Origin of the sequence: Moorena sp. SIO3B2 (assembly GCF_010692525.1) — a bacterium.
Lineage (GTDB): Bacteria > Cyanobacteriota > Cyanobacteriia > Cyanobacteriales > Coleofasciculaceae > Moorena > Moorena producens.
In genome coordinates, this window is record NZ_JAAHHE010000035.1 from 12,208 (window position 1) to 33,099 (window position 20,892).

Annotated in this window: 18 protein-coding genes; 3 read left to right on the forward strand and 15 right to left on the reverse strand. The window is 43.2% G+C overall.

The window, feature by feature from the left end; translation table 11 throughout:
* Positions 1-12: 12 nt before the first annotated feature.
* From F6K38_RS11315 to F6K38_RS11345, 7 genes are all read right to left on the reverse strand, one after another.
* Positions 13-1,038 (reverse strand): glycosyltransferase family 2 protein, encoded by a 1,026-nt coding sequence (locus F6K38_RS11315; protein ID WP_008179028.1) that lies wholly within the window; start codon positions 1,036-1,038, stop codon positions 13-15.
* A gap of 148 nt (positions 1,039-1,186) precedes the next feature.
* Positions 1,187-3,526 carry a lipopolysaccharide biosynthesis protein gene (locus tag F6K38_RS11320; protein WP_008179030.1) on the reverse strand — a complete coding sequence of 780 codons (2,340 nt, stop codon included), beginning with the start codon at positions 3,524-3,526 and terminating at the stop codon, positions 1,187-1,189.
* A gap of 85 nt (positions 3,527-3,611) precedes the next feature.
* Positions 3,612-4,586, reverse strand: a complete 975-nt coding sequence (locus tag F6K38_RS11325; RefSeq protein WP_008179032.1) for a glycosyltransferase — start codon at positions 4,584-4,586, stop codon at positions 3,612-3,614.
* Between the two features lie 78 nt (positions 4,587-4,664).
* Entirely contained in the window at positions 4,665-5,903 is a 1,239-nt protein-coding gene (locus F6K38_RS11330) for a hypothetical protein (RefSeq protein ID WP_008179035.1), read from the reverse strand.
* A gap of 75 nt (positions 5,904-5,978) precedes the next feature.
* Positions 5,979-7,508: a GumC family protein gene (locus F6K38_RS11335; RefSeq protein WP_008179036.1), complete on the reverse strand. Its 1,530-nt coding sequence runs from the start codon at positions 7,506-7,508 to the stop codon at positions 5,979-5,981.
* A gap of 253 nt (positions 7,509-7,761) precedes the next feature.
* Entirely contained in the window at positions 7,762-8,823 is a 1,062-nt protein-coding gene (locus F6K38_RS11340; protein WP_008179040.1) for a polysaccharide biosynthesis/export family protein, read from the reverse strand.
* 376 nt (positions 8,824-9,199) lie between these two features.
* Positions 9,200-10,867: an alkaline phosphatase family protein gene (locus F6K38_RS11345; protein ID WP_008179042.1), complete on the reverse strand. Its 1,668-nt coding sequence runs from the start codon at positions 10,865-10,867 to the stop codon at positions 9,200-9,202.
* 1,374 nt (positions 10,868-12,241) lie between these two features.
* On the opposite strand from F6K38_RS11345, the gene F6K38_RS11350 reads away from it, so the two are divergent.
* The gene (locus F6K38_RS11350; RefSeq protein ID WP_008179049.1) at positions 12,242-13,009 is read left to right on the forward strand and encodes a WecB/TagA/CpsF family glycosyltransferase; all 768 of its coding nucleotides are present in this window, start codon (positions 12,242-12,244) and stop codon (positions 13,007-13,009) included.
* 167 nt (positions 13,010-13,176) lie between these two features.
* Here F6K38_RS11350 and queF read toward each other — a convergent pair whose 3' ends face one another.
* The 4 genes from queF to iscB form a co-directional block, all read right to left on the reverse strand.
* On the reverse strand, positions 13,177-13,596 hold the full coding sequence (queF, locus tag F6K38_RS11355; protein ID WP_008179051.1) for a preQ(1) synthase: 420 nt from the start codon (positions 13,594-13,596) through the stop codon (positions 13,177-13,179).
* A 14-nt stretch (positions 13,597-13,610) separates the two neighbouring features.
* Positions 13,611-14,021, reverse strand: a complete 411-nt coding sequence (locus tag F6K38_RS11360; RefSeq protein ID WP_008179052.1) for a hypothetical protein — start codon at positions 14,019-14,021, stop codon at positions 13,611-13,613.
* A 77-nt stretch (positions 14,022-14,098) separates the two neighbouring features.
* Entirely contained in the window at positions 14,099-14,467 is a 369-nt protein-coding gene (locus F6K38_RS11365; RefSeq protein ID WP_008179054.1) for a phasin-related domain-containing protein, read from the reverse strand.
* Positions 14,468-14,639: 172 nt separating this feature from the next.
* Positions 14,640-15,974: an RNA-guided endonuclease IscB gene (iscB, locus tag F6K38_RS11370; protein WP_008179056.1), complete on the reverse strand. Its 1,335-nt coding sequence runs from the start codon at positions 15,972-15,974 to the stop codon at positions 14,640-14,642.
* A gap of 340 nt (positions 15,975-16,314) precedes the next feature.
* On the opposite strand from iscB, the gene mnmA reads away from it, so the two are divergent.
* Positions 16,315-17,403 (forward strand): tRNA 2-thiouridine(34) synthase MnmA, encoded by a 1,089-nt coding sequence (gene mnmA, locus F6K38_RS11375; RefSeq protein WP_008179058.1) that lies wholly within the window; start codon positions 16,315-16,317, stop codon positions 17,401-17,403.
* On the opposite strand, the gene F6K38_RS11380 is transcribed toward mnmA, so the two are convergent.
* From F6K38_RS11380 to F6K38_RS11395, 4 genes are all read right to left on the reverse strand, one after another.
* The gene (locus F6K38_RS11380) at positions 17,362-17,496 is read right to left on the reverse strand and encodes a hypothetical protein (protein ID WP_267871977.1); all 135 of its coding nucleotides are present in this window, start codon (positions 17,494-17,496) and stop codon (positions 17,362-17,364) included. The genes mnmA and F6K38_RS11380 overlap by 42 nt on opposite strands.
* Positions 17,497-17,725: 229 nt before the next feature.
* The gene (locus tag F6K38_RS11385) at positions 17,726-17,965 is read right to left on the reverse strand and encodes a 2Fe-2S iron-sulfur cluster-binding protein (RefSeq protein ID WP_008179060.1); all 240 of its coding nucleotides are present in this window, start codon (positions 17,963-17,965) and stop codon (positions 17,726-17,728) included.
* A 157-nt stretch (positions 17,966-18,122) separates the two neighbouring features.
* Positions 18,123-19,613: a cobyric acid synthase CobQ gene (gene cobQ, locus F6K38_RS11390; protein ID WP_008179064.1), complete on the reverse strand. Its 1,491-nt coding sequence runs from the start codon at positions 19,611-19,613 to the stop codon at positions 18,123-18,125.
* Between the two features lie 73 nt (positions 19,614-19,686).
* Complete coding sequence (locus F6K38_RS11395) at positions 19,687-20,103, reverse strand: Npun_F0494 family protein (RefSeq protein ID WP_008179066.1); 417 nt, start codon at positions 20,101-20,103, stop codon at positions 19,687-19,689.
* A 257-nt stretch (positions 20,104-20,360) separates the two neighbouring features.
* Here F6K38_RS11395 and F6K38_RS11400 point away from each other — a divergent pair, with 257 nt between their 5' ends.
* Positions 20,361-20,795, forward strand: a complete 435-nt coding sequence (locus F6K38_RS11400) for a peroxiredoxin (protein WP_008179068.1) — start codon at positions 20,361-20,363, stop codon at positions 20,793-20,795.
* Positions 20,796-20,892 lie beyond the last annotated feature (97 nt).

Genomic DNA, 20,892 nt, shown 5'->3' on the forward strand with positions numbered 1-20,892 from the left:
TGACTAAGACAATTATTGTCCAAGTTGGTCTTGCAAAATCTGACGTCTTTGGATCATTCCCACTACTTTAACAGCCAGAACTTCGAGGTGGGAATATAGGGGCTTAGGCAACAGCCAAAGTAAATAGGCAGCAGCCAAAGTCCGAAGGGTACGGCTTGGTTCTTCCAAGAGAAGACGCCAGTAAGTTGCCAAAGCAGCGTTAATTAGTTTGACAGACATTGGTCCATCTTTAAGACGTACTGCACTACGAGCAAAGTTTCGCAATCGATAGGCCAGGGCTAAATTTCCCCACTTCTCAATCAATTCAGGAGCGTAGGAGCGAGTTTTTTCTAGTACTTGTTTCCAGGAATCTAACTGTTTGACTAAGTTCGCTGAAAGACTGGCTGAATTGACTCGATATAGGGTTAGTGCTTCAGGGATTCCCTCAATTTTCCAGTCTGTCTGAATCGCAATACGTAGCCAACATTCAATATCTTCAGCGCGGCGAAAGTTTTCATCAAAGTAAAAATCTTCTGTAGTGCCGTAAAGGTTATCTTGATACTTAAGGGCTTCAAAGACTTCCCGTCGAATTACGGGAGCTGAACCATTACCAATAGGACTAGACCGGAATAAATCTGATCGGGTAATGTCCTTTAACTTAGGCATTAGATAAGTGTTCAATAAATTTCCAGATTCATCAATCAATGCAGAACGGCTAAAACTAACCCCTACCTCTGGCAATTTTTCTAGGTGTTCAATATGTCTTTCCAGTTTGTGAGGCAACCATAAGTCATCCCCATCTAAAAACGCTAAATAATCTCCTTCGGCATGGCGAATTCCTGTATTGCGCGCTCCAGCAAGTCCCCGATTAGTTTGATGAATAATCTTAATTCGATGATCCGAGAATTCTTGACAAATTTTTATACTACTGTCTGGGGATTCATCGTCAATAATGAGCAGTTCAAAGTTGGTATAGGTCTGGTCGAGAACAGACTGCACCGCTGCTGCAATATACTTTTCAACTCCGTAGACGGGAATAATGACAGAAACATGTTTCATTGTTTGACCAGTGGTTTTAAATAGAACTAGTTTTAATTTTATTTATTTTTTTAAAGAAAATTTCTCAAAAAAAATAGATAAATACTTGAAACTGACAACTGACGACTAAAAATTACCTCCTGACCACTATCATCTTCCCAGGAACTGATCACAAATTTATGCCCAAGTGTACTAGACTATTTTGCATTTGTGATCTGGTAGCTAAGGTGGGACCCGCTACCAATTGCAGTTGGGGATAATACATAATAGATGAGTCTGACTTAATAATTTTCCATTGGCTTAAAACAGAGGAATAGACGGTTTGTGCAATCCGTAAATCTCGCTCTATAATTTCCAGAGTCAAGGCATCTTGGGACATTTTGCTAAGTTTTACTTCAAGCTGAGAAATCTGAAACTCTAGATCCCTGGCCTTGTCATCACTACCTTGTAGTTGTGGTTTAATATCATCCATTTCTAAGGGTAGATCATCTTGGAATAAGCTAGCTTGAGGCTGATGGTGAACAGGATTCATAATCTGAGGATTGGTAGAATGACTATGATCAGACTGAGTCGGTACTAGCTCAGCCAGCAATTCAATCTTTTTGCGCCGTAATTCAATCTTTTTCCGCCGTAGTGTTTCTATTGTCTCTAAGAGCTGGTTTAAGGGCAATCCTATGTTCGCCGTTTTTTCAGCTAGGCGTTGCTGTGCTTTTTCTAGATCGTTTTCGGCTGATTTTATATACACTGGGATAGTCTTTTCTTGTTGAGCAATTTCTTGCTTTCTGAGTTGTTCCAGTCTTTTGTTAAACGCCTGATTAATGGCGAAGGCTCTCCGTTGCGCTTCCTCAGGGGTGACTCCTGAAATTTCAAAAACCATCATTGTAGAGTTATCGATTAGTTGAATCGAAGGCTTATCTAAGCTATCTAGAGATATATTTAGCTGCTTTGCCGCTTCTTCTAAAACCGTCACACTTTCAGCTATCAACTTCAGCTGTTTTCTGGGATCATCGAAGCGATCGCTTAACCCAGCACTGCTATTACTATTATTACTGTTATTAAAGTCACAATCACCAAATTCAGAACCCTGAGTGTTAGGGAATGTCCCACTACTGGCTAATGATAAAGTCCATTGGCTGACATAAAACTGATCAGTATCAGTCTCATCTTGAGATTGGAGTACAGTATGAGATTGGAGTACAGTATGCTCTAAGGTTACAGGAGACGTTTGAGGTTTAGCAAAGACATACCTAGCAGACCAAACCACAAATAACGGAATTAAAAGGGCATGAACCAGTAAAACCGATACAGCGACCGTGATGATTCCCCATTTCACTGCTATCAGTAGACTACAGGAAAAGATGATAGTAAATAAGACATTCCAGAGCAAGCCAATTTGCGGTTTATCAATGGCTGCTAAAAGCTGAAATCCAGCAATATCAAAGGGTCTAGGAATTGCTGATAAGCAAACTAAAATGACGATGGGAACAACCATACTCCAGCCTTCCGTATGAATTTTTTCCCCAACCATAATGGGAATATAAAACGGAACTAGACTTGCTTGTAAAGCAACAAAACCAACAATCACTTTCCCAATCGTCTTCAGACTGCTAAAGTATGTTTGCTTAAATTTCGATAAGTTTGTCCGGACTTCACATAGGGCAGGGTATAAAGCAGTAGTAATGGATTGGACGATAGTCAAGCTAATTCCCAATCCAGCATTGTAAGCAAAGTAGTAAACACCTAATAGGTCAATTCCTATAAAGCGACCAATGATAAGATAGTCGAGAGTTTCCCTGAGAGTCTTTAAAAGTTCAATCCCCAGGAAATTGATTCCAAAGCGAAAAATCTTACCCCAGTATTTGGTTGTGAAAGAGCCAGTTCTCCGCCAGGGATGTTTGAACAGATAGGTAATGAATTCTATAGGGCTAGCTATTAGTATGGGAAGTATTATCGCCCACATTCCCAGATGAAGAACAGCAAAGACAGCGGTTAAAATATTGGCGGTGGCATATCTGAGAGCGCGAGCAGTAGCCGTTACCTGAATTCGATTATCCCTTTGAATTAGTGCTGACTGTACTGCTCCTAAGGGAGCAATCAAAAAGTTAAATGCTAATAGACAAATGGGTAAAATAAGTTGGTTATCCTTATAAAACCACGCAACTGGAAAAGCAGCAAGGCACTGCATAACGAATAGACTTGCAAAAAGTACCCAATTTAACCAATAAGCACTATTACAAATGTCTTCCAGCTCATCGGCTTCCGCCTGTATAATTCTAGCATGAACACCGATCCGCGTTATTGTTTGTGAATATTCATAGGTCGTCAGAACCAGTGCAGCTAATCCAAAGTCATGGGGAGTTAAGAAGCGTGGCAAAATAAACGTTGCAGCTAAACGGGAAACCCGAATAAATGCCTGTGCCACTCCCATCCAACCAAGATTGCGAGTAAAAGTGCTACGGTTACCTAGTTTTTGCTTAATGCGACTCCCGATTGTTTTGACAATTTTCACAGTGGATCTCCCATCCTGCCATCCTTGTGATGATTGATATCTGTCGAAATTGATATCTGTAAAATTAGAGTGGTAGTTAGTGCTCTTAAATCATCCGATTATCAACAGATACCATCGGCATTTTCTGGCCGATTAGTTGGATTAAATGTCCAGCTAGTTTTTTAGGCATAATTTTGATTATTAATAGTTTTAAAATCAGACGCATAGTTTCCTTGCTTAGCAAAAATTTTGGATAAAGCTTTATGGAATAGCTTAGTTTTTTAATAGCTAGCTTTACTGCTTCATTATCAAAAGCATTAGCTATACACTGCTTAGCAAGATAACGATAGGCATTCGCTAAACTCTTATTTTTAAGAGACTTAAGTTCTGGTGGAGCTGCCTTGAATGCTCTTTCAATTACAATTAGGTTCGCATTCTCCATCACATCCACTTTAGAGGTCATTGACTGGGAAGAGCGACGGTAGAGAATTTGGTATTTAGGAACCAGTGCAAAAGGACATAAAGCTGCTAGCCTGAGGTAATAATCCCAATCTTCAACTGATTTCAGGCATGGGTCAAATTCTCCAGCTGCTTCAATATACTTCCGCTTAACCATGATATTGGAACCACTGGATATGAAGTTACGAATTAGTAATTGGGGATAAACATTACCCTCCCAATAGAGTGGTTGCCAAGCAAACAAAAATTTGCTATTCTCATCTATAAAGGCAGTCCAACTGTAAGCCACTCCGGCTTCAGGATTTTTTTGCAGTGCTGCTAACTGTAGCTCCAATTTATCGGGTTTCCATAAATCATCGGCATCTATAAACGTAATAAACTCGCCCCTAGAGCGACGAATGCCACGATTACGTGCCACTGGCAATCCGCCATTTTCATAGGAAAACACTTTCAATCGAGGATCGTTGACTGTACTGATTACATCTAATGTCCCATCAGTGGAGCCGTCATTAATGGCAATTAACTCAAAATCTGAAAACGTTTGTGCTTGAATCGATTGGATCGTTTCTAATATAGTTTTTTCTCCGTTATAAACTGGAACTATTACAGATATGGTGGCCATGGCGATTATCCTTTTTATGTATATAATTAGTACATGGTAATTACCCACAAAATGTCTAGACAAACCCCTTGAGCATTTTTATTTTAGTCCCATCCCTACTACAACCAAACCAGGCCAGTAGAGGTAAGCTAATCCCTCTAGATTTTCCCCAAAGGAAAACAGGATACAAATTAATAGTATTGTTAGTGCTGTTGTGGCAACTTTACTCCTTTGAGCTTTAATTAAAAGTTCTATAAAAGTATAGACTATAGGAATTAATATTCCAATAAACCCGACGATTCCATGAGTATATAAAGCACCATACCAAGTGTGGTGACTTCCAATAGGCATACCAGCGACAACATCAGGGCCTTTACCTACTTTAATGGCATGACCCCAAATCGGTGCATCTTCTTCCCACTTACGGTGAGAAAGCCGTGCTAAAGCCGACCTAACCCGCGAAGAAGCAGATCTTTGACTGGAAAAAGAGTCTTTCAAGTTTCTAGCTATCATCAGCAGTTGGGGACCAAATAGACCACCAATAAAACTCCCTATTCCTGCCGTAATTTGGATGGCGGGTTCGGTTATATTTCCCAAAAATGTTACCAGTATTGGTATACCCACTAAGCAGATTATCCCCATCCGGGACAATGAACCTACAATTGCAGCAGCACAACCAATCATACCAATAAAACGCCACTTTATGTCCGGGTCTCTACTACTAAGGAAAAAGTGTACGTTACAGGCAAATGCCAATGCTGGAGCCCAAGGCGCAAATAAGAAAAGCCGTGTTTCACCACTTTTTATCACGTAAGGACTTACGGCGTAGTAACGTTGACTGTTACCCCCAATTTTTGCCATTAGGGTGCTAGTATACAATGGCATCTCTAACCCAGTTAGACTTAACCCATAGGTAATTGGCACCAAGATCAGAGTTTGTAGGGAAAGGATAGAAATTGCTCTATAGATTATTTGTGGTCGGATGTTGAGGCAACCAATTAAAGGAAATAAGGCCAGAAGCGCCCAAGTTCTCAAAAAGGAGTTAATAAAGGATTTTATCGTTTTAACAGTTGAAAAACCCCAATCTAAATGACCCACAACTAAGGCTAGGCCAATGACTGATATGCAAACAATCCAGACCCAGACTCCAATGGGAATCCGAATCCTTTCTTCCGGTGGAGTATCTGATGTTTGCTGCCAAAGCTTCTTAATTAGATAAAAGGTTAGCAGCCAAGCTAGAGCTGGGGCAAAAACAAACTGTGCGCCTAAAAAAAATAATAAGTAGGTGGAAATTATATAATAGAAAACTACTTTTTCTTCAAAGTTTTGGGGTTTCATTAAAGCCTGCCTAATGGCTTAGGTTACTGGTGCCATGCTATGATGTCTAGCTTGATAACAAGTGGATTAGTTGCATCAGAAATCTTTTCTTTGGTTCCCGATTGGCGATGTGAAGCTATTAGATGTTGTGAAACTATTATTTGATGGTTGAGAACGTAAGGGTGGAACATCAGAATTAAACGATTCTACTTTGCCGTACATTGAGGGTTGTGATTTACCTTGTAAATGGGGACGTAACCAGAGTAAAAATAGTCCTGCACTAATTAACAATGAACCAGCTGCTGCACCAAGTAAGGCCGATGACTTTTTCGGTGCTATCGCGTCTGGGGGTAAGCTGGGTTCAGCTAGCAGCTGAACTTGAGGATAGGAAAGGGATTGGTTGAATCGACCAATGGCTGATTGAGTTAAGGTTGAAGCATAGATAGTTTCCGCAATGCGCATATTGCGTTCTAGGATCTCCATCCTCAAAGCATCCTGGCTCATTTGTTTGAGTTTGGCTTCGAGCTCAGCAATCTGGTTGGTTAATACCCAGGCTCTAGCTTCCACACCCTGTTGCCGTGCTTCCACCTCAACAATTTGGCGCAGCAAATTTTCCCGGGAAGAACCAGTTTCAGGCCCAGAGTTAACACTGAGCTGGTCAATAATTGCTAAAGACATGGGGCGACCTAACAGAGATTGACTACGCTCTAGCAAAGCTGCTTTAGCACTCTCTTGCTTGCTCTTCTCGTCCACTACAGATGGATGCTTGGAACCGTATTTGGAACTCAAAACCGTCAGGGCTGCCGTAGCCTGACTGTATTCCCTTAGGGTTTGCTGAAATATCTGGTCAGCCTTAAGTACAAAAGCATCAGCAGCTTGTCCAGACGACAACTTGAGATTAGCTGAGAGGTTGCTAAGATTGGCTTTTGCTTCTCGCCCTTGGGCTAACAAATCGATTTGTTGTTGTCGTAAACTTTCTATAGTGGATGATAGCTGGTTAACTTGTTCTTTCGAGTTCAATCCAGTTCTAGCTTTGTGTTCAGACAGACGTCTTTGAATATCTGCTAAATTTTTCTTAGCTGCCTCCAAATCAGCTTGAATTGGTAGCTGATTGTCTCCTACTTCTTCTTGCCTAAGTTGTTCAAGTCTCTCCTGGAAAGCCTGGTGCATAGCAAAACCTTTCTGTTGGGCTTCCTCAGCAGAGTCTCCTGTGATTTCAAAGGCCATCATAGTTGAATTGTCAACAATTTTGACCCTAGGCTTGCCCAGCTCTTGAGAGGACATGTTCAGTATACTGGCAGCATCCTTAAGCACCGGCTTACTTTCCGCAATGAATTTCATCTTTTCCCTCGGGTCATGGGAGCGATCGCCAAATGGTGACCTAACATCTGAACTCGCTCCCCCTAATTCTGGGATATTAATTCTGGTGGATGAGCCTGAGACAGGAAGTGATACTGCCCATTTACTGGTATAAGTTGGCTGAGCTGATTTCAAATAAAAAAATGTTAAGCCCCAAATTCCGGCATTAATGGATATCCCTAAACACAAGTAAAATAGCCAACGTAGAGGCATGAGATTTGATTTTTCATAGGGATATGGGGCTATGGTATTATAATTAGTAGTCATTGGAGCATCTCACCTGGCAAATCCACATTTTGAGTTTTAAGTTGTAGTTTTAAGTTGTAGTCTTAAGTTGTAGTCTTAAGTTATGATTTTTTATAGTTTCTATTATGAAAGACTTGGCAGAGAGTTTTACCCCACTATCAAGCAATGGCTTAAACCCTTAGCCAATACACCCCTGATGAAGAGTCAGATCCCCTGAGCTTATAACTTGTGATAGATACATTAATTATAACATTTCAGCTATCCTCAATATGAATTAGGGTATAAATATGTCTTTAATAATCCGAATGGGATTGAAGATATCCCCAATAAAGTCAAAAACACTTTTGACATTAGTGACCGTTGAATCATAGCAAGCGACACTATCTCTTGGCATCAGCACTGGATTAACTTGGTCATCATTAGGCTTCTTCACCAAGTCCTCTACAGAACGTTCTATTGCCAGAGTTTCCCCAGTAGTACGGTCAGTTTGCAGTAACAGAGCACGGCGATCTGCATTTGTGGTTTCTGTGCCTCCGACACAACTAGCAGCAATTACAGCTTGAGACAGACGGGAGCCATATTCAACTTCCTGGACTCTAAGGTCACGTCCATTATTGGGATTAGTCAGATTGGAGAGAAACACAGGAATAGTTGAGGGAGTAAGCTGGGAAGGTCTGGCTAGATAATATTGAGGCAACTCCCGAGTAGGAACAATGATTTGGTCTCCAGCAATCAAGGGAATATCCTCCACTGGTGATCCGGTGAAGACACCAGATAAATCAATTACCTGTTCCTGTTCACCCCTAACCAACCGCACCTGTTCAATGTTGGCATTTGGTTTGATGCCGCCAGCCGTTAAAATGGCAAAGGTTAGGTAGCGTTCTGGAGGATAGTCTCCTGAGACAGTAGCAATCGATGCCGGTAAGTCTCGACCTTTAGAATCCGTATCATTAATCAAAACCCGACCAGGTTCAAAAACCGCTCCTCCCACAGTTACCTGAATTGGAGCCCACTCAAACAGTTGAATGCTGACTTTGAGGAAATCAGCCTGAAAAAAGCCTCCTTCAAGTAAAGCCTTGACTAGGTCTTGCTCGATTTCTGATACTTCTCGACCCGCTGCCAGTATCGGGTCTAGGTAGGGGAATTTGATGTAACCATCCAGATTAACTTCATAGGTGGCACTGAAGCGTTCAGCTTCCGGGATTTCTTCTTCGCCAGCCACAAAGAGTCTAAGGCGATCGCCAGGAGACAGTGGTAGAGCCCAACTGGGAACTGATAAACCTATTGCTGCTACGGTAGTAATTAACCCTGCTATCCAAAACTTGAGAATGGACATTGAAGAATCTCTGGGTTCACAACTATTACTTAGTGCTATTACTTAGTGATAACACTTAGTGATAACACGTGATAACACTTAGTATAGGGGGGTTTGGGTCAGTGTTTGAGTGTTGACTGACGATCAACACTCAACAAAAAACATTCAACAAAAAACACTTAACAAAAAACACTCAATTCCCTTTGCGAGTAATTCAAGTATATAAGTAACTATAGCGTTTGTATCTAGGTTGTAAACACACGTATTGCCGAAAAAGGCAAGAGGCAAGAGGCATGCATGCTAGAGGGGCAAGAGCTCCGGAGTTTTATTGGAAAATAACAAAAGACCTTCTAGGTTTACATCTCAAATACATACAAATGCTATAGTTAAGTTTAAGTTAACCAACCACAACAGTTTCTTTAATTGCCGAGAGGGGCTTACCCTGAAAATAGTCAGGAATGGGCGCTCCCATCAAATTCAGAATAGTGGGGGCTAAATCTAGAGAATGACCAGCTGGTAAACTAGAACCTGGCTCAATATCTTGTCCTTTAATCACCAAAAAGCCATCAGAGCGGTGAGAACCAGTACGATTAAAGGGAACTGGACCAATCCGTCCAATATCGGGACTATCTACTACGTCAGTAGCATATTTTTCTTGCCAGATAACGACTAAGTCACCATCAGGTAATTTCGGACCAGTTTCAGTTGCCGATTGGCGGGTGCGGATAATTTCCTTCACCATTGGTTCCCCAGTGCGAGCATCTTTAAGCTGGTAGAGTTTTTGAGTCAATTCCTCACATACAGCATCGTACTGATCAGGGGCGACAATACCCTGAGGTTCCCTTCCCTGGAGATTAATCCTGATATATCCTTCCGAATAACTAGGCAGCGCGAATGCTTTCATCTGAGGCCAGCACGGTTGGTACCAGGATGGACTCTGGAAGAAGAATGGATCAGATTCTGCCTGCATCTTGAACGGAGAAATGAGATCCGGTGCAGGAGTGGAACCAAACAAGGGTGCGATGGGATTGAAAAGTTTGGTAGGGAGTTGACGTCTCAAAAAACCTTTGAGTGGATTCGATTCATGCTTGAGGCTCCATACTTTTCCCATCCAACCCTTTTTCGCCCTGGCATCATTGACTAGGGGTTTTGGGGGTTTACCATACTTGCCACGAGCAATGCCATATTTACCTGGGAAACTCCAGCGATAGAGAAATTCTGGCAGGAACAACATACTCGGTAGATCCATGACGTTAGACCCCATACCATGGGCAGCAAATACTACGACCTGGGCATTATCCGGGGCTTTGCTCAAAATGCCACCAATGGCTTCGTCAATAGCTTCAAAAATTTCTAACACGGGATCTCCAGGGCATTTAGCACCTACAGATGGGTAGAGAGGATGATCCGGCTGACTCAGGTGCCAGAAGTAATGCCCTGCAGTATGGGTTTCACCAAAGATTGTTAAGAAGAAATCCCACGGCATCTGCTGCAACAAGTCTTGACAAATGGCACCCCGGCGGGCGATACCAATCTCCAGTTGTGCTTGAAGACCCTTGAGTGCTGCCACATCCATAATACTGGCATGGTCTTTGCGTAAGACAGGATGCTCACCATGCTTATCAATCACATCCTGTAGCAAGGATTTGGGTATGGAATGACTGGGAGTCTGAGGAGAGTGAGCTCCCCAAGCAAGGACTTGCAACCCATTGACCTGATTGGACAGGGGAGCTTGAGGCATATCAAAGACTGCCACCCGATAGTCATCTCCCAAGCCATAGAAGGGTTGATACTCAGCAAAGTCGTAGGCTTGAATGTCTTCTACTTCGTAAGTGCCTTCCTTAATTTTCAGAGGTGCCCAGTACCCTGTTTGCTCAGGAGAACAACCAGTAAGGAATGTTGTCCAGGGAGTCTCAGCCCGGTAGTATTCATATGTCTTTAAACGTCCGTAAGATCCCTGTTCTCGTAAGCGACGCAGGTTTTTCAGATGTCCTTGAGATATCCATTGCTCTATCAAGGCAGGGTCGGCAGCATCCAAGCCAATGGCAATTACAGGGTTTCTCATTGTTGTGGTCGGTAGATGTGCGGGTAATTTTCTGGTAGGTTAAGTAGTGTGCCTAGTTTAGCTCAGCATCTAACCTTACAAATAACGATAGTCGGCTTCACACAGATGAAGGTTGAAGGATCGATGAATCTTAGAGTAGGCTTTTATAAAGTTTCTGTAAAGACTACTGCTATCGATCACACTATGTAGTCTCATTCTATAAGTAGCAAAGATTTGAGGCATTTGTTAGCTCGACTAGTTCTCCGACTCGACTGGTGAGCTACTCCCTGGTAAAAAATCTTCTTAAAATAAGGCATAGACCTGATCAATACTACCTGATCAAAACAACGACTCGTGATCTGGAAAAATTACCCTTGTTAGCTCATTTATGTAGAGTCGATGAAGAATATTTAAAGATTTTATTAAGTTCAGAGAAAATACTAGGCTGGACTCGCCCATAGGCTATGATATTAATGGTATAATTAACCATTAACTAACCATCAATGAACCATAACGGAGGACTGGTGCAACCATAAAAACCAGTAATTTTAATTAAAGTAAATCCCTAATACATAACAAATAAATAAAGCCTAAATAAAGCCTAAATAAAGCTATTCTTCCTAAGTATTATAGAGAGGAATTGACTTGAGGTTTTTAAGCTATAAGCATCTAAGCAGATTGGGAGTTACTAGGAGGAGGGAAAACTTAATTCATTCCCAGACAGCATGATTGATTCAATCAGAGTTGACTCTAATCTATAACGTTATGATTAGTAACCAATTCTCCCCTCGATACGTTCTAGTTCACGCTGTGACAATGAGATTGAATATTTCGTGAATTACCTAACACTGTCCTGAGGGATAATTCATCGCTTCTTAACACAGTGAACTAGAGTTTAATGCTAATACCAAAATAGATTTATGTCAAATTACTGAGATCATTGTTATCAAACCCTGGTGTAATCTACCTCAAGGGATTACTGTTGTTTAATTAGGGAATATTTATAGGTTCAGCTATCTAGAAAACAGGTGGGACCCGAACGCGCCCCGCGTCGGCTTTGCCGAAAGGTGCGACCCTAGGGCGATTTACTCGCCCTAGGAGGCGCGCACCTTGAGCGAATTTAATTACGGGTCAAGGGCACCTAAGGGTATTTACCAATAATTTTTCAGAGCTACTATAGTCAAATTACTAAAACTGTGATAATGTAATTTTATTCTTTTCCAAATAAAATCTTCTTGCTCGAAACAGTATCAAGCTAACTTGGGTAGCCGATCGGGAAATGGCAAATTGACTGAGTTCGGCTCCAAGTCTGAAGATTGTTGGGAAAAGCTTGGCGGCTGTTTTTAGTGCTTATTCCTTAGGTAGGAGAGACATCGTAAAGTAAAAAGGTTAAACATGAGAGAAATAGTGAAAATACTAAACTTAGAGATTGATAATATATCCAAGTCAGAGCTGTTAAAGCGGCTCGATACCGGGGTGATTTTCACTCCCAATGTCGATCACTTAGTCAAGCTACAAAAAGACCCTGAATTCATGAAGGCATATCGAATTGCCGATTATAGATTATGTGATAGTAAAGTTGTGTATTATGCGTCGAGGTTCTTGGGGTCACCCATACAGGAGAAAATTTCTGGATCTGACCTTTTTCCAGCTTTTTATGATTATCACAGAAACAATAAGACTATTAAAATATTTCTCTTAGGTGGACGAGAAGGAGTCGCTAAACAAGCTCAAGAAAATGTCAATGCTAGAGTTGGCAGAGAAATTGTTATCGCTGCGCACTCCCCATCATTCGGATTTGAGAAGAATGATGCTGAATGCCGAGAAATCATCGAAATGGTTAAGAACTCTGGAGCTACAGTACTAGCTGTGGGAGTTGGTGCACCTAAACAAGAAAAGTGGATACATAAGTACAAAGATCAATTACCAAACATCAAAATATTCATGGCAGTAGGTGCCACCCTTGATTTTGAAGCAGGCACTAAACCAAGGTCGCCTGAATGGATGAGTGATGTAGGATTGGAATGGTTACACAGGCTATTATCTGAACCGCGACGATTGTGGCGGCGATACCTGTTTGATGCTCCGGTCTTCCTTTGGTTAGTGTTGAAACAAAAACTCAAGAGTTCTATGTTGCCACCAGCTAGGGTCAATCTGAATTGATCCCAAGTGATATCGTTTCGGTTTATATGGGAATTGTTTGGAGGAAAACCGCGAAGATCCAAAGGACAGGAAGGGAGGAAGGCACAAAATTGATCATTGAGCCATTCTCGTCAGGTCACTGACCAAGCTAACTGGATCCTCAAGATTACCGATTACGTTTGTACCAATTACTTTTGGTGTCGCACTTCTACAACGGTGTGAACATTACCCCGTGGGTTAAAATCCCCCTTGATGGTGACTTCTTCGGGGTTACAGGCGGCTACGAAGTCATCTAAAATTTGGTTGATACTCTCTTCGTGGGAGATGTAGCGATCGCGGTAGGTATTGATATACAACTTAAGGGCCTTTAGTTCTACCACCAGTTCATTGGGAACGTAGGTAATGTAAATCGTGGCAAAGTCCGGATAACCTGAAAAGGGGCATTTACAAGTAAACTCCGGTAAGGTGATGTTAATGTGATAGGGACGACCGATACGGGGATTGGGAAAAGTAATAAGTTTTGCTTGGGCAATCTCCTGTTCACCGTATTTAATCTCGGGTGTGTCTACTTCTGGTGATGCTTGTTCCTGGGTAAAGGAATTACTCATTGGTTTTGCTAGGATTAGAAACGATTTGAGGAATTTCTAGGATGGGATTCCCAGTCAGGACAATCTTCTGTGTCCCAACCATAGGGATGCATAGCACAGACTAATAAATTTCCACCGTAGGCTTGACCGTGATAATGACGGCAACCTATGCAAGCGGGATGTTTCTGTGAGGATGGTGTCACGGAATCAGGAAAATCCTCGTCTGTTTCACTGACCATAACCTCAAAGTCAAAATAAATCTCAACAAACGGTTCAACAATCTCTTGCAAACACTGGTCAATTTCCGCACCAAGGGCATTGTCTATCTCATTGGCAAACTCCTCAACCACCTCACTGACACCCTCGAAGAACTCATCGACCATATTAGCCACTGATTCGAGGGTTTCAAAAATACTTTTAGACCAATCATCTTCCATGGTAAACATTCACTCAAAAACCATCATGTGCTCAACCCCTGTTGTTGTCCACAAATTAATTATAAGTGCTAGATAAGTGCTATAAGTTAGCGCTTTAGCCGACGCAATTCTTCTTGCATAGCTTGCACCTGCTGGCGTAGTTTGTCAACATCCTGCTCTTCGGGTGGTGCTGATTCTTCTTCCTCATCAGTAATAATCTCAATCCGGCGCGGCTCAGGTTTAGGATCATTAGGGTTAGCTTGAGAGGATTGCTGTTGCCCCTGTTGCACTAAATCTTCAACCAGTTTACGGGCTTCCTCGGTAGTCATCTCCCCTTTTTCTACCAGTTCATCTACCAGTTTCTGAGCTTGACCTCGCACTTCTGACAAGGTTCCCCCAGCTCTCTCCCCTGCAGCAGCAGCTATACCGACGCCTAGATAAAACGCTTTTTGAACCAAATTTCCAAAACCAGCCATGAACACTGATACTCCCAGAGTTATCGTAATACTCTATGATTCCAGGATAGGAGTGAAATCCCACTTTGCCCACCAAAAAATAGCGGTAAGGGGGCGGACGACTATACCGGTTAGGGTTAGCGTCCGGGGAATTACCGCCAACAAATTTTTCGAGCGGTAGCGAGTCGATTGTTTAAAATCTGTATTCATAGCCGTCCGCTCGCTGAATGGTTTTTAGGTATTTCGGATGCACGTCAAAGCTCTTCTTGATGCAGTCGCGAGTGGGGGAAACCTCCTTTGGCCGACTGCATCGCTTTTCTAATGTGCTCAACTTAAAGCTCGGCCTAAAACGAATTGCGATTCGCCCCGTATGCTGTCCCGCGTACTTTCCTTTAGGAATGTCGGCTTTGACCAAGTCCCCCGTTTGAAATCCCATAAAGAACTTCTGTGAGGGAGCGTGCCCTAATGGAAAGCCATAGCGATCGGTTCGACAGCGCTGCCGCCTTCCGTGACCTTTGGCTTTGGCGATCAGAGGTTTGACCCCTTTCAGGAATAGTCTTTCGGGAGTAGAAGCCCCAACGCAAGCCGCATCCGCCCAGTGGGTTTTGGCAATACCCCGGAGTTTACGGTTGAATTTAGTCTGACCGCCAGAGCCCATTTCTACTGGCAATCCGATTGCTTTGAGTCTCCTAAACAATTCCCATCGGCTCGTATTAACCGCTGCTGCATCTTTCAACGGGACTAATGCTTTCGCTAACACCCGCTTTAATACCATGGGTTTCTTTTTGAGGAACACCTCGACAGGCTTGTTGCCCTTGGCTTGATTGCAAGAGCGGCAAGCTAGGGTTAGGTTGCTCACTCGGTTCGACCCCCCCTTGCTTAAGGCTCGGATATGTTCGATTTCGAGCGGGGTTCCCTCAGTGCCGCAATAAGCGCATTTTCTGCCCCATTTTTGAAGTAAATATTCCTTCACTTCAAAACCGAACAGTTCTCCTCGCTGGTACTCAATGCCGCTAATTTCGAGGTTCTGCATCTTCTGCATGTCGAATCTCACTAACTCTTGAGAAAGTGCAGTGATAGGACATACCTTTAGAATCCGACTAACCCAGGTTTCGACGTTCGCGATCCGACTTTCAAGGGATGGTGGGAGCCAGCCTTCTGAGCGAGTCCGGTTAAGAAACCTTCGCTTGCGATACCGGAGTTTTCGACTGCGTCGCCCCCGTCTTAACTGTCTACGAGAGTCAAGAGCGTTCTTAATTTGCTGTCCTCGGTGTTCTATCTCCAAAGCATTAGTCACCCGTCCGGTCTGCTCTTGAACTACAGCCATACCCGTAGTTTTGGAACCTGGATCAATTTTGCATCGGTGGGGATGGGTCAGTGAATGTTTGACCGTCCTGTCTAGTAGGACGATCGTAAATGGGTAACGCTTGAACACCTTAGCGCGTCCCGTATTGAGTAATTTTCTTGCCCGCGCCGGATGGCAGGGGTCTAGGGGTTTGAGGTTTTTATCTAGAACAAAAGTGTACATTACTGCACGTCTCAATTTCTTGGTAAGGTTTGCCTCGACGGTGTTAGTGCTCGGTACTTTCCGAATAACACTGGCTTTCCCGTATGGCCTGTTTAATTACCCGGTTGTAGAGCTTGGAACTGGCACGCATCCCAAGGTACGAACTTTAACTCTTGGCACTAACGGCTGCTAGATTTTTCTAGCCGTCTGGTCAACAAGCTTTATTCAAGCCCACACTGTACCCGTTAGGGTCAGTGTGCGGTAGTTGACTCGACTTAAGGTAGACGGACTTAGGGGTCAGGAGGACTACAATAATACTATACAATGCAATACCTCCCTAAGGCAGAAATCTGTTGAGTTGATGAATAAAGTTGTCGTTGGCTTGTCTGGCGGGGTAGACAGTTCCGTAGCTGCCGCCACCCTCTATCACAAAGGATACGAAGTTGTAGGATTGACCCTTTGGTTAATGAAAGGCAAGGGTCAATGCTGCTCTGAGGGAATGGTCGATGCAGCGTTTATCTGTGAACAATTAGGAATTCCCCACCACATTGTGGACAGTCGCGATGTTTTTCAGGAAAACATTGTGGATTACTTAGTCTCGGGTTACCAATCTGGGATTACTCCACTCCCCTGTTCTCAGTGCAACAAAGCAGTAAAGTTTGGTCCGATGCTGAGCTATGCCCATCAGACATTGGGGATTGATAAAATAGCCACAGGTCACTATGCCCGGATTACTTATGATGCTGAATGCGATCGCTATCAATTGCGGCGAGCAATAGACTTGACAAAAGACCAGTCATACTTCCTGTATGACTTGACTCAAGACCTGTTGGCGGCTTCCCTATTTCCTTTGGGAGAACTTAAGAAAACGGAAACGCGACGCCTGGCTGCTGAGTATAATCTCAAGACTGCTGATAAACCAGAAAGTCAGGACTTGTGTTTAATTGAATCCCACGGTTCCATGCAGAAGTTCCTGGACAAGTATATTTCCCAAACCACAGGTGACATCGTGGACTTGGATGGAAATGTGGTAGGGCAACATCAGGGAATTCACCACTACACCATTGGACAACGGAAAGGGCTAGGTATAGCTGCTCCCAATCCCTTGTATGTGATTGCTCTGGATGCAGCCAGGAATCGGGTAATTGTAGGGGAACGCCACCAAGCTACCCAAGCTGAATGTACGGTTCATCGGGTCAATTGGGTATCGATTCAGCAACCTACTGTTCCGATTCGAGCTTCTGTGCAAGTTCGCTATCGCTCACCTGCTGTACCTGTGAATGTGATTCCTCTAGAAGGAAATCGGATCAGATTAGTGTTCTATGAAGCACAATTCAGCATCACCCCAGGACAGGCTGCTGTTCTGTATGACGGGGAGCTGGTGCTCGGAGGTGGCATTATTGAGCAGCTACCAGAGAAAATAGCCAATGGCAAATTGCTTGAAGGTTGAAGTTTGAAGGTTGAAGGTTGAAGGTTGAAGGTTGTTCGGCCAAGGCGATTCGGTGTAGGGTAGGTTGTTCGCGTAGCGTGGCCGAAAGGCCAAGGTTAGTGGACAGTTAAATCAACTAGTGACCTTGACGAAAGCCGATTGCCATGGTAGTAATATACCTAAGCATTCAGCTATCAGCTAATGGGCTACGCGAACGCTACACCGAACAGCTTTTGAAGAAAACAGTTAAACATTCGTTTAATGTTACTAAAGCCCCAGGTTTGGAGCCTGTGTCACAAAGCTGACCGCTGACTGCTGACCGCTGAATGCTTACAATAATAGACTACCAATTGGTGTCAGAGTAGAGATTAATCGTCAGCTGTTCATAACCTGCAGGTACAGCAGTGATACAAGAACAAACAGTCGGTCCATTTTCTATATCTACCTCACAGGCATGACAAGAACCCATCAGGCAACCTGTGGCAATGAACACACCAGCACGTTCAGCCACTAGAAGGATAGGTTCTCCAACTTCGGCCTCAATTGTCACATCATCTGGTAGAAAGCGAACGCTTACACTCATGTTTGATTAGTCATTTCATTTGTTAGTTTTTTATTGTTAATTTTAGTTAATTGTTTAATTTTTAATTTATAATTTCCCTTAACGATTTTCCAGTTTCCATTTTCAATTCTCAAGTTTACTTTTTACTTGTGAAAAAACTCATCTGATAGTTAACGGTCTAAGACCTTAAAATCGGGGTTAAATCAAGATGAGATTCGATAGTATCAGCCAGTGAATTCAAAAGCGCTTCTCGTTGTTCCCGATAGTTGACAACCCCAGTAGGGAGAGAAGGTAGCCCTCGTCTGGAGCGCAGTTGATTCAACCAGGCACGTCGCCAAGGACTATTGTCAAACATTCCATGGAGATAGCTGCCCCAAATTGATTGATTCACGTCAACAATGCCCAAACCATGGTCATCGAATAAAGCTCGATAAGCAGATTTATTGTCTCCCATCTCCGCCTCAAGCAGTCGCGAACGCCCCTGATGAATTTCGTAACCGGTAATCGGTAAGCCAACTTGAGGATAATTTGATGTCACCATCCGTTGACGGGCAACTTTACCAGTGGTAATCAAGGTTTTTAAGGGCAACAAGCCTAATCCTGGATGACGTCCCTGTTTACCTTCTAAGCCATCAGGATCAACTAGGCTTTTGCCTAGCATTTGAAATCCCCCACAAATTCCCAAAATTGTCCCACCTGAGGCAGCATAGTTTTGAATTTGCTCAGCCATGCCACTTTTTTGGAGTACCATCATGTCCGCAATGGTAGTTTTTGTCCCTGGGAGAATAACTGCATCTGGATATCCCAAGGTTTCATTTGGTGACAGATATTTCAAAAAGACGCTGGGTTCAGCTTCCAGGGGGTCAAAATCAGTAAAGTTAGAAATTCGAGGTAAACGAATGACTACGATAGTGACTTCCTTATTGGACTTGTTCCTGGTGTTGCGATCTAGTAAGTCAAGGGAGTCTTCAGCAGGGAACAGTATATCAATCCAGGGAATAACTCCAACTACAGGAATACCAGTGCGTTCTTCTAACCATTTTATCCCTGGTTCGAGCAGCGATCGCTGACCCCTAAACTTATTAATCACGACACCTTTAATCAAAGCTCTCTCCTCTGGTTCGAGCAGTTCGAGAGTACCGATTACCTGAGCAAAAGACCCTCCACGGTCAATATCTACCACCAGCAAGGTGGGAGCTTTGAGGTACCGCGCCACTCGCATATTGGTCAAGTCGCGATGCTTGATATTAATTTCTACTGGGCTACCAGCTCCCTCACACACGACTAAATCAAACTCATTGGTTAAACGTCGCAGTGATTCTTCAATCACCTGCCAACCCTTATCAAAGTACTTTTCGTAGTACTCCGCAGCACTAACCTTCCCTACGGCTTTACCCATAAGAATCACCTGGGAGGTCATGTCACCCTGGGGTTTGAGTAAAATTGGGTTCATTTCCACACAGGGAATGACACCTGCAGCCCAAGCTTGTACTGCTTGGGCATGTCCAATTTCTCCACCATTGGGTGTAACATAGGCATTTAGAGCCATGTTCTGACCCTTAAAGGGACAGACACGCCAGCCTTGTCGCGATAGAAGGCGACATAGAGCTGTGGTTATCAAGGATTTTCCTGCGTGGGATGTAGTACCCACCACCATAATCGCTTTCATAATTCAGGGTTAGGGCGTCAGAACTAGCCTAGATGATCAATAAATTTAGATATCACCCTGTCACCAACTTGATTTAAACCGACAATCTTAGCCAGCGATTCAAGGTATGATCGAGTCGATCTGATAATGAGGGTGGAGGTAAGGTTTCTCCAAGCCGTTCCCACTTTTCTAACAACTGACGACCCAAAGGTGTCAATCGAAAACTATCCGTAATTCCCTGACCGTCTACTTCTCGACGTAATACACCCACTTGAATCAACCACATTAAATCGTTTTCTACTGCCAATTCAGACCTAGGGCGCGTTGTGTAGTTTTTCTCGACACCTTCAAGACCTACTATAGATAAGAGTGGAACACTGCTAGAACGCATCGCTGCCAATAGAGGCATCCGGAATGGCAAACAGCGCATTGCTTGCTCTGCACGCTTAGTAGTTCGGTCAGGATATTGAATAGGCTGGCTACCTTGAGACTGAATTGAAGTTCTTGCCACAGTTACTAAATCTCAGAACTATACTGACCGCCGATTATCTCTATATTAAGGTTTTTTTGACTTTAGAGGCCAACCTATTGTAATTTACTCTAGAAATTTTTGAATTTACTCAAGACCTAGGGCAAACTGGGCAACAAGCGTGCTTATGTATAATGGTGCTTACAGAAAAGGCACCCTAAAAGTCAAGTTACTACGTAAGTCGTATTACTGTAAACTTTATACATAAGTTCAGTATATTTTTATAGGAAACCAAAGTTATGGCTCTTCAAGTTGGCATGGATGCACCAGCATTTACTGTCAAAGACGACGAAGGCAATACCGTTTCACTGTCGGACTTTGCGGGAAAAACTGTAGTGCTTTATTTTTACCCCAAAGACGATACTCCAGGGTGCACCAAGGAAGCCCAAAGCTTTCGGGATAACTACACTGAGTATCAAGGTAAAGACATGGTGGTACTTGGGGTCAGTATGGATGATGAGGCATCCCACAAACAATTTAAGGAAAAGTATGGTCTGCCTTTCACCCTGCTAGCGGATACGGATGGCGCAATTACCAAGGCTTATGATGTAGATGGTGGCGGTTACTCCAAGCGTGTAACCTACATTATCAACGGCGAGGGCAAAATTACTCACGTTGATGAGACGGTAAAAACCGCTACCCACGCTCAAGATATCTTGGCAGCCATGGGCTAAACAAAGTCAAAACCATCAAACTTCGTCTAAATTTTTTTGAATTTGGGCGAAGTCGTCACTATTTATTTAATCCCTATATATCTAATTTAGAAACTAA

What these genes read in the sequence shown, in the direction of transcription:
- F6K38_RS11345 (WP_008179042.1), bottom strand. Translation starts at nt 10,867, where the DNA reads ATGAGAAACCCTGTAATTGCCATTGGCTTGGATGCTGCCGACCCTGCC.
- F6K38_RS11365 (WP_008179054.1), bottom strand. Translation starts at nt 14,467, where the DNA reads ATGGCTGGTTTTGGAAATTTGGTTCAAAAAGCGTTTTATCTAGGCGTC.
- queF (WP_008179051.1), bottom strand. Translation starts at nt 13,596, where the DNA reads ATGAGTAATTCCTTTACCCAGGAACAAGCATCACCAGAAGTAGACACA.
- F6K38_RS11335 (WP_008179036.1), bottom strand. Translation starts at nt 7,508, where the DNA reads ATGACTACTAATTATAATACCATAGCCCCATATCCCTATGAAAAATCA.
- F6K38_RS11400 (WP_008179068.1), top strand. Translation starts at nt 20,361, where the DNA reads ATGGCTCTTCAAGTTGGCATGGATGCACCAGCATTTACTGTCAAAGAC.
- F6K38_RS11360 (WP_008179052.1), bottom strand. Translation starts at nt 14,021, where the DNA reads ATGTTTACCATGGAAGATGATTGGTCTAAAAGTATTTTTGAAACCCTC.
- F6K38_RS11325 (WP_008179032.1), bottom strand. Translation starts at nt 4,586, where the DNA reads ATGGCCACCATATCTGTAATAGTTCCAGTTTATAACGGAGAAAAAACT.
- F6K38_RS11350 (WP_008179049.1), top strand. Translation starts at nt 12,242, where the DNA reads ATGAGAGAAATAGTGAAAATACTAAACTTAGAGATTGATAATATATCC.
- F6K38_RS11315 (WP_008179028.1), bottom strand. Translation starts at nt 1,038, where the DNA reads ATGAAACATGTTTCTGTCATTATTCCCGTCTACGGAGTTGAAAAGTAT.
- mnmA (WP_008179058.1), top strand. Translation starts at nt 16,315, where the DNA reads ATGAATAAAGTTGTCGTTGGCTTGTCTGGCGGGGTAGACAGTTCCGTA.
- F6K38_RS11340 (WP_008179040.1), bottom strand. Translation starts at nt 8,823, where the DNA reads ATGTCCATTCTCAAGTTTTGGATAGCAGGGTTAATTACTACCGTAGCA.
- cobQ (WP_008179064.1), bottom strand. Translation starts at nt 19,613, where the DNA reads ATGAAAGCGATTATGGTGGTGGGTACTACATCCCACGCAGGAAAATCC.
- F6K38_RS11330 (WP_008179035.1), bottom strand. Translation starts at nt 5,903, where the DNA reads ATGAAACCCCAAAACTTTGAAGAAAAAGTAGTTTTCTATTATATAATT.
- F6K38_RS11385 (WP_008179060.1), bottom strand. Translation starts at nt 17,965, where the DNA reads ATGAGTGTAAGCGTTCGCTTTCTACCAGATGATGTGACAATTGAGGCC.
- iscB (WP_008179056.1), bottom strand. Translation starts at nt 15,974, where the DNA reads ATGTACACTTTTGTTCTAGATAAAAACCTCAAACCCCTAGACCCCTGC.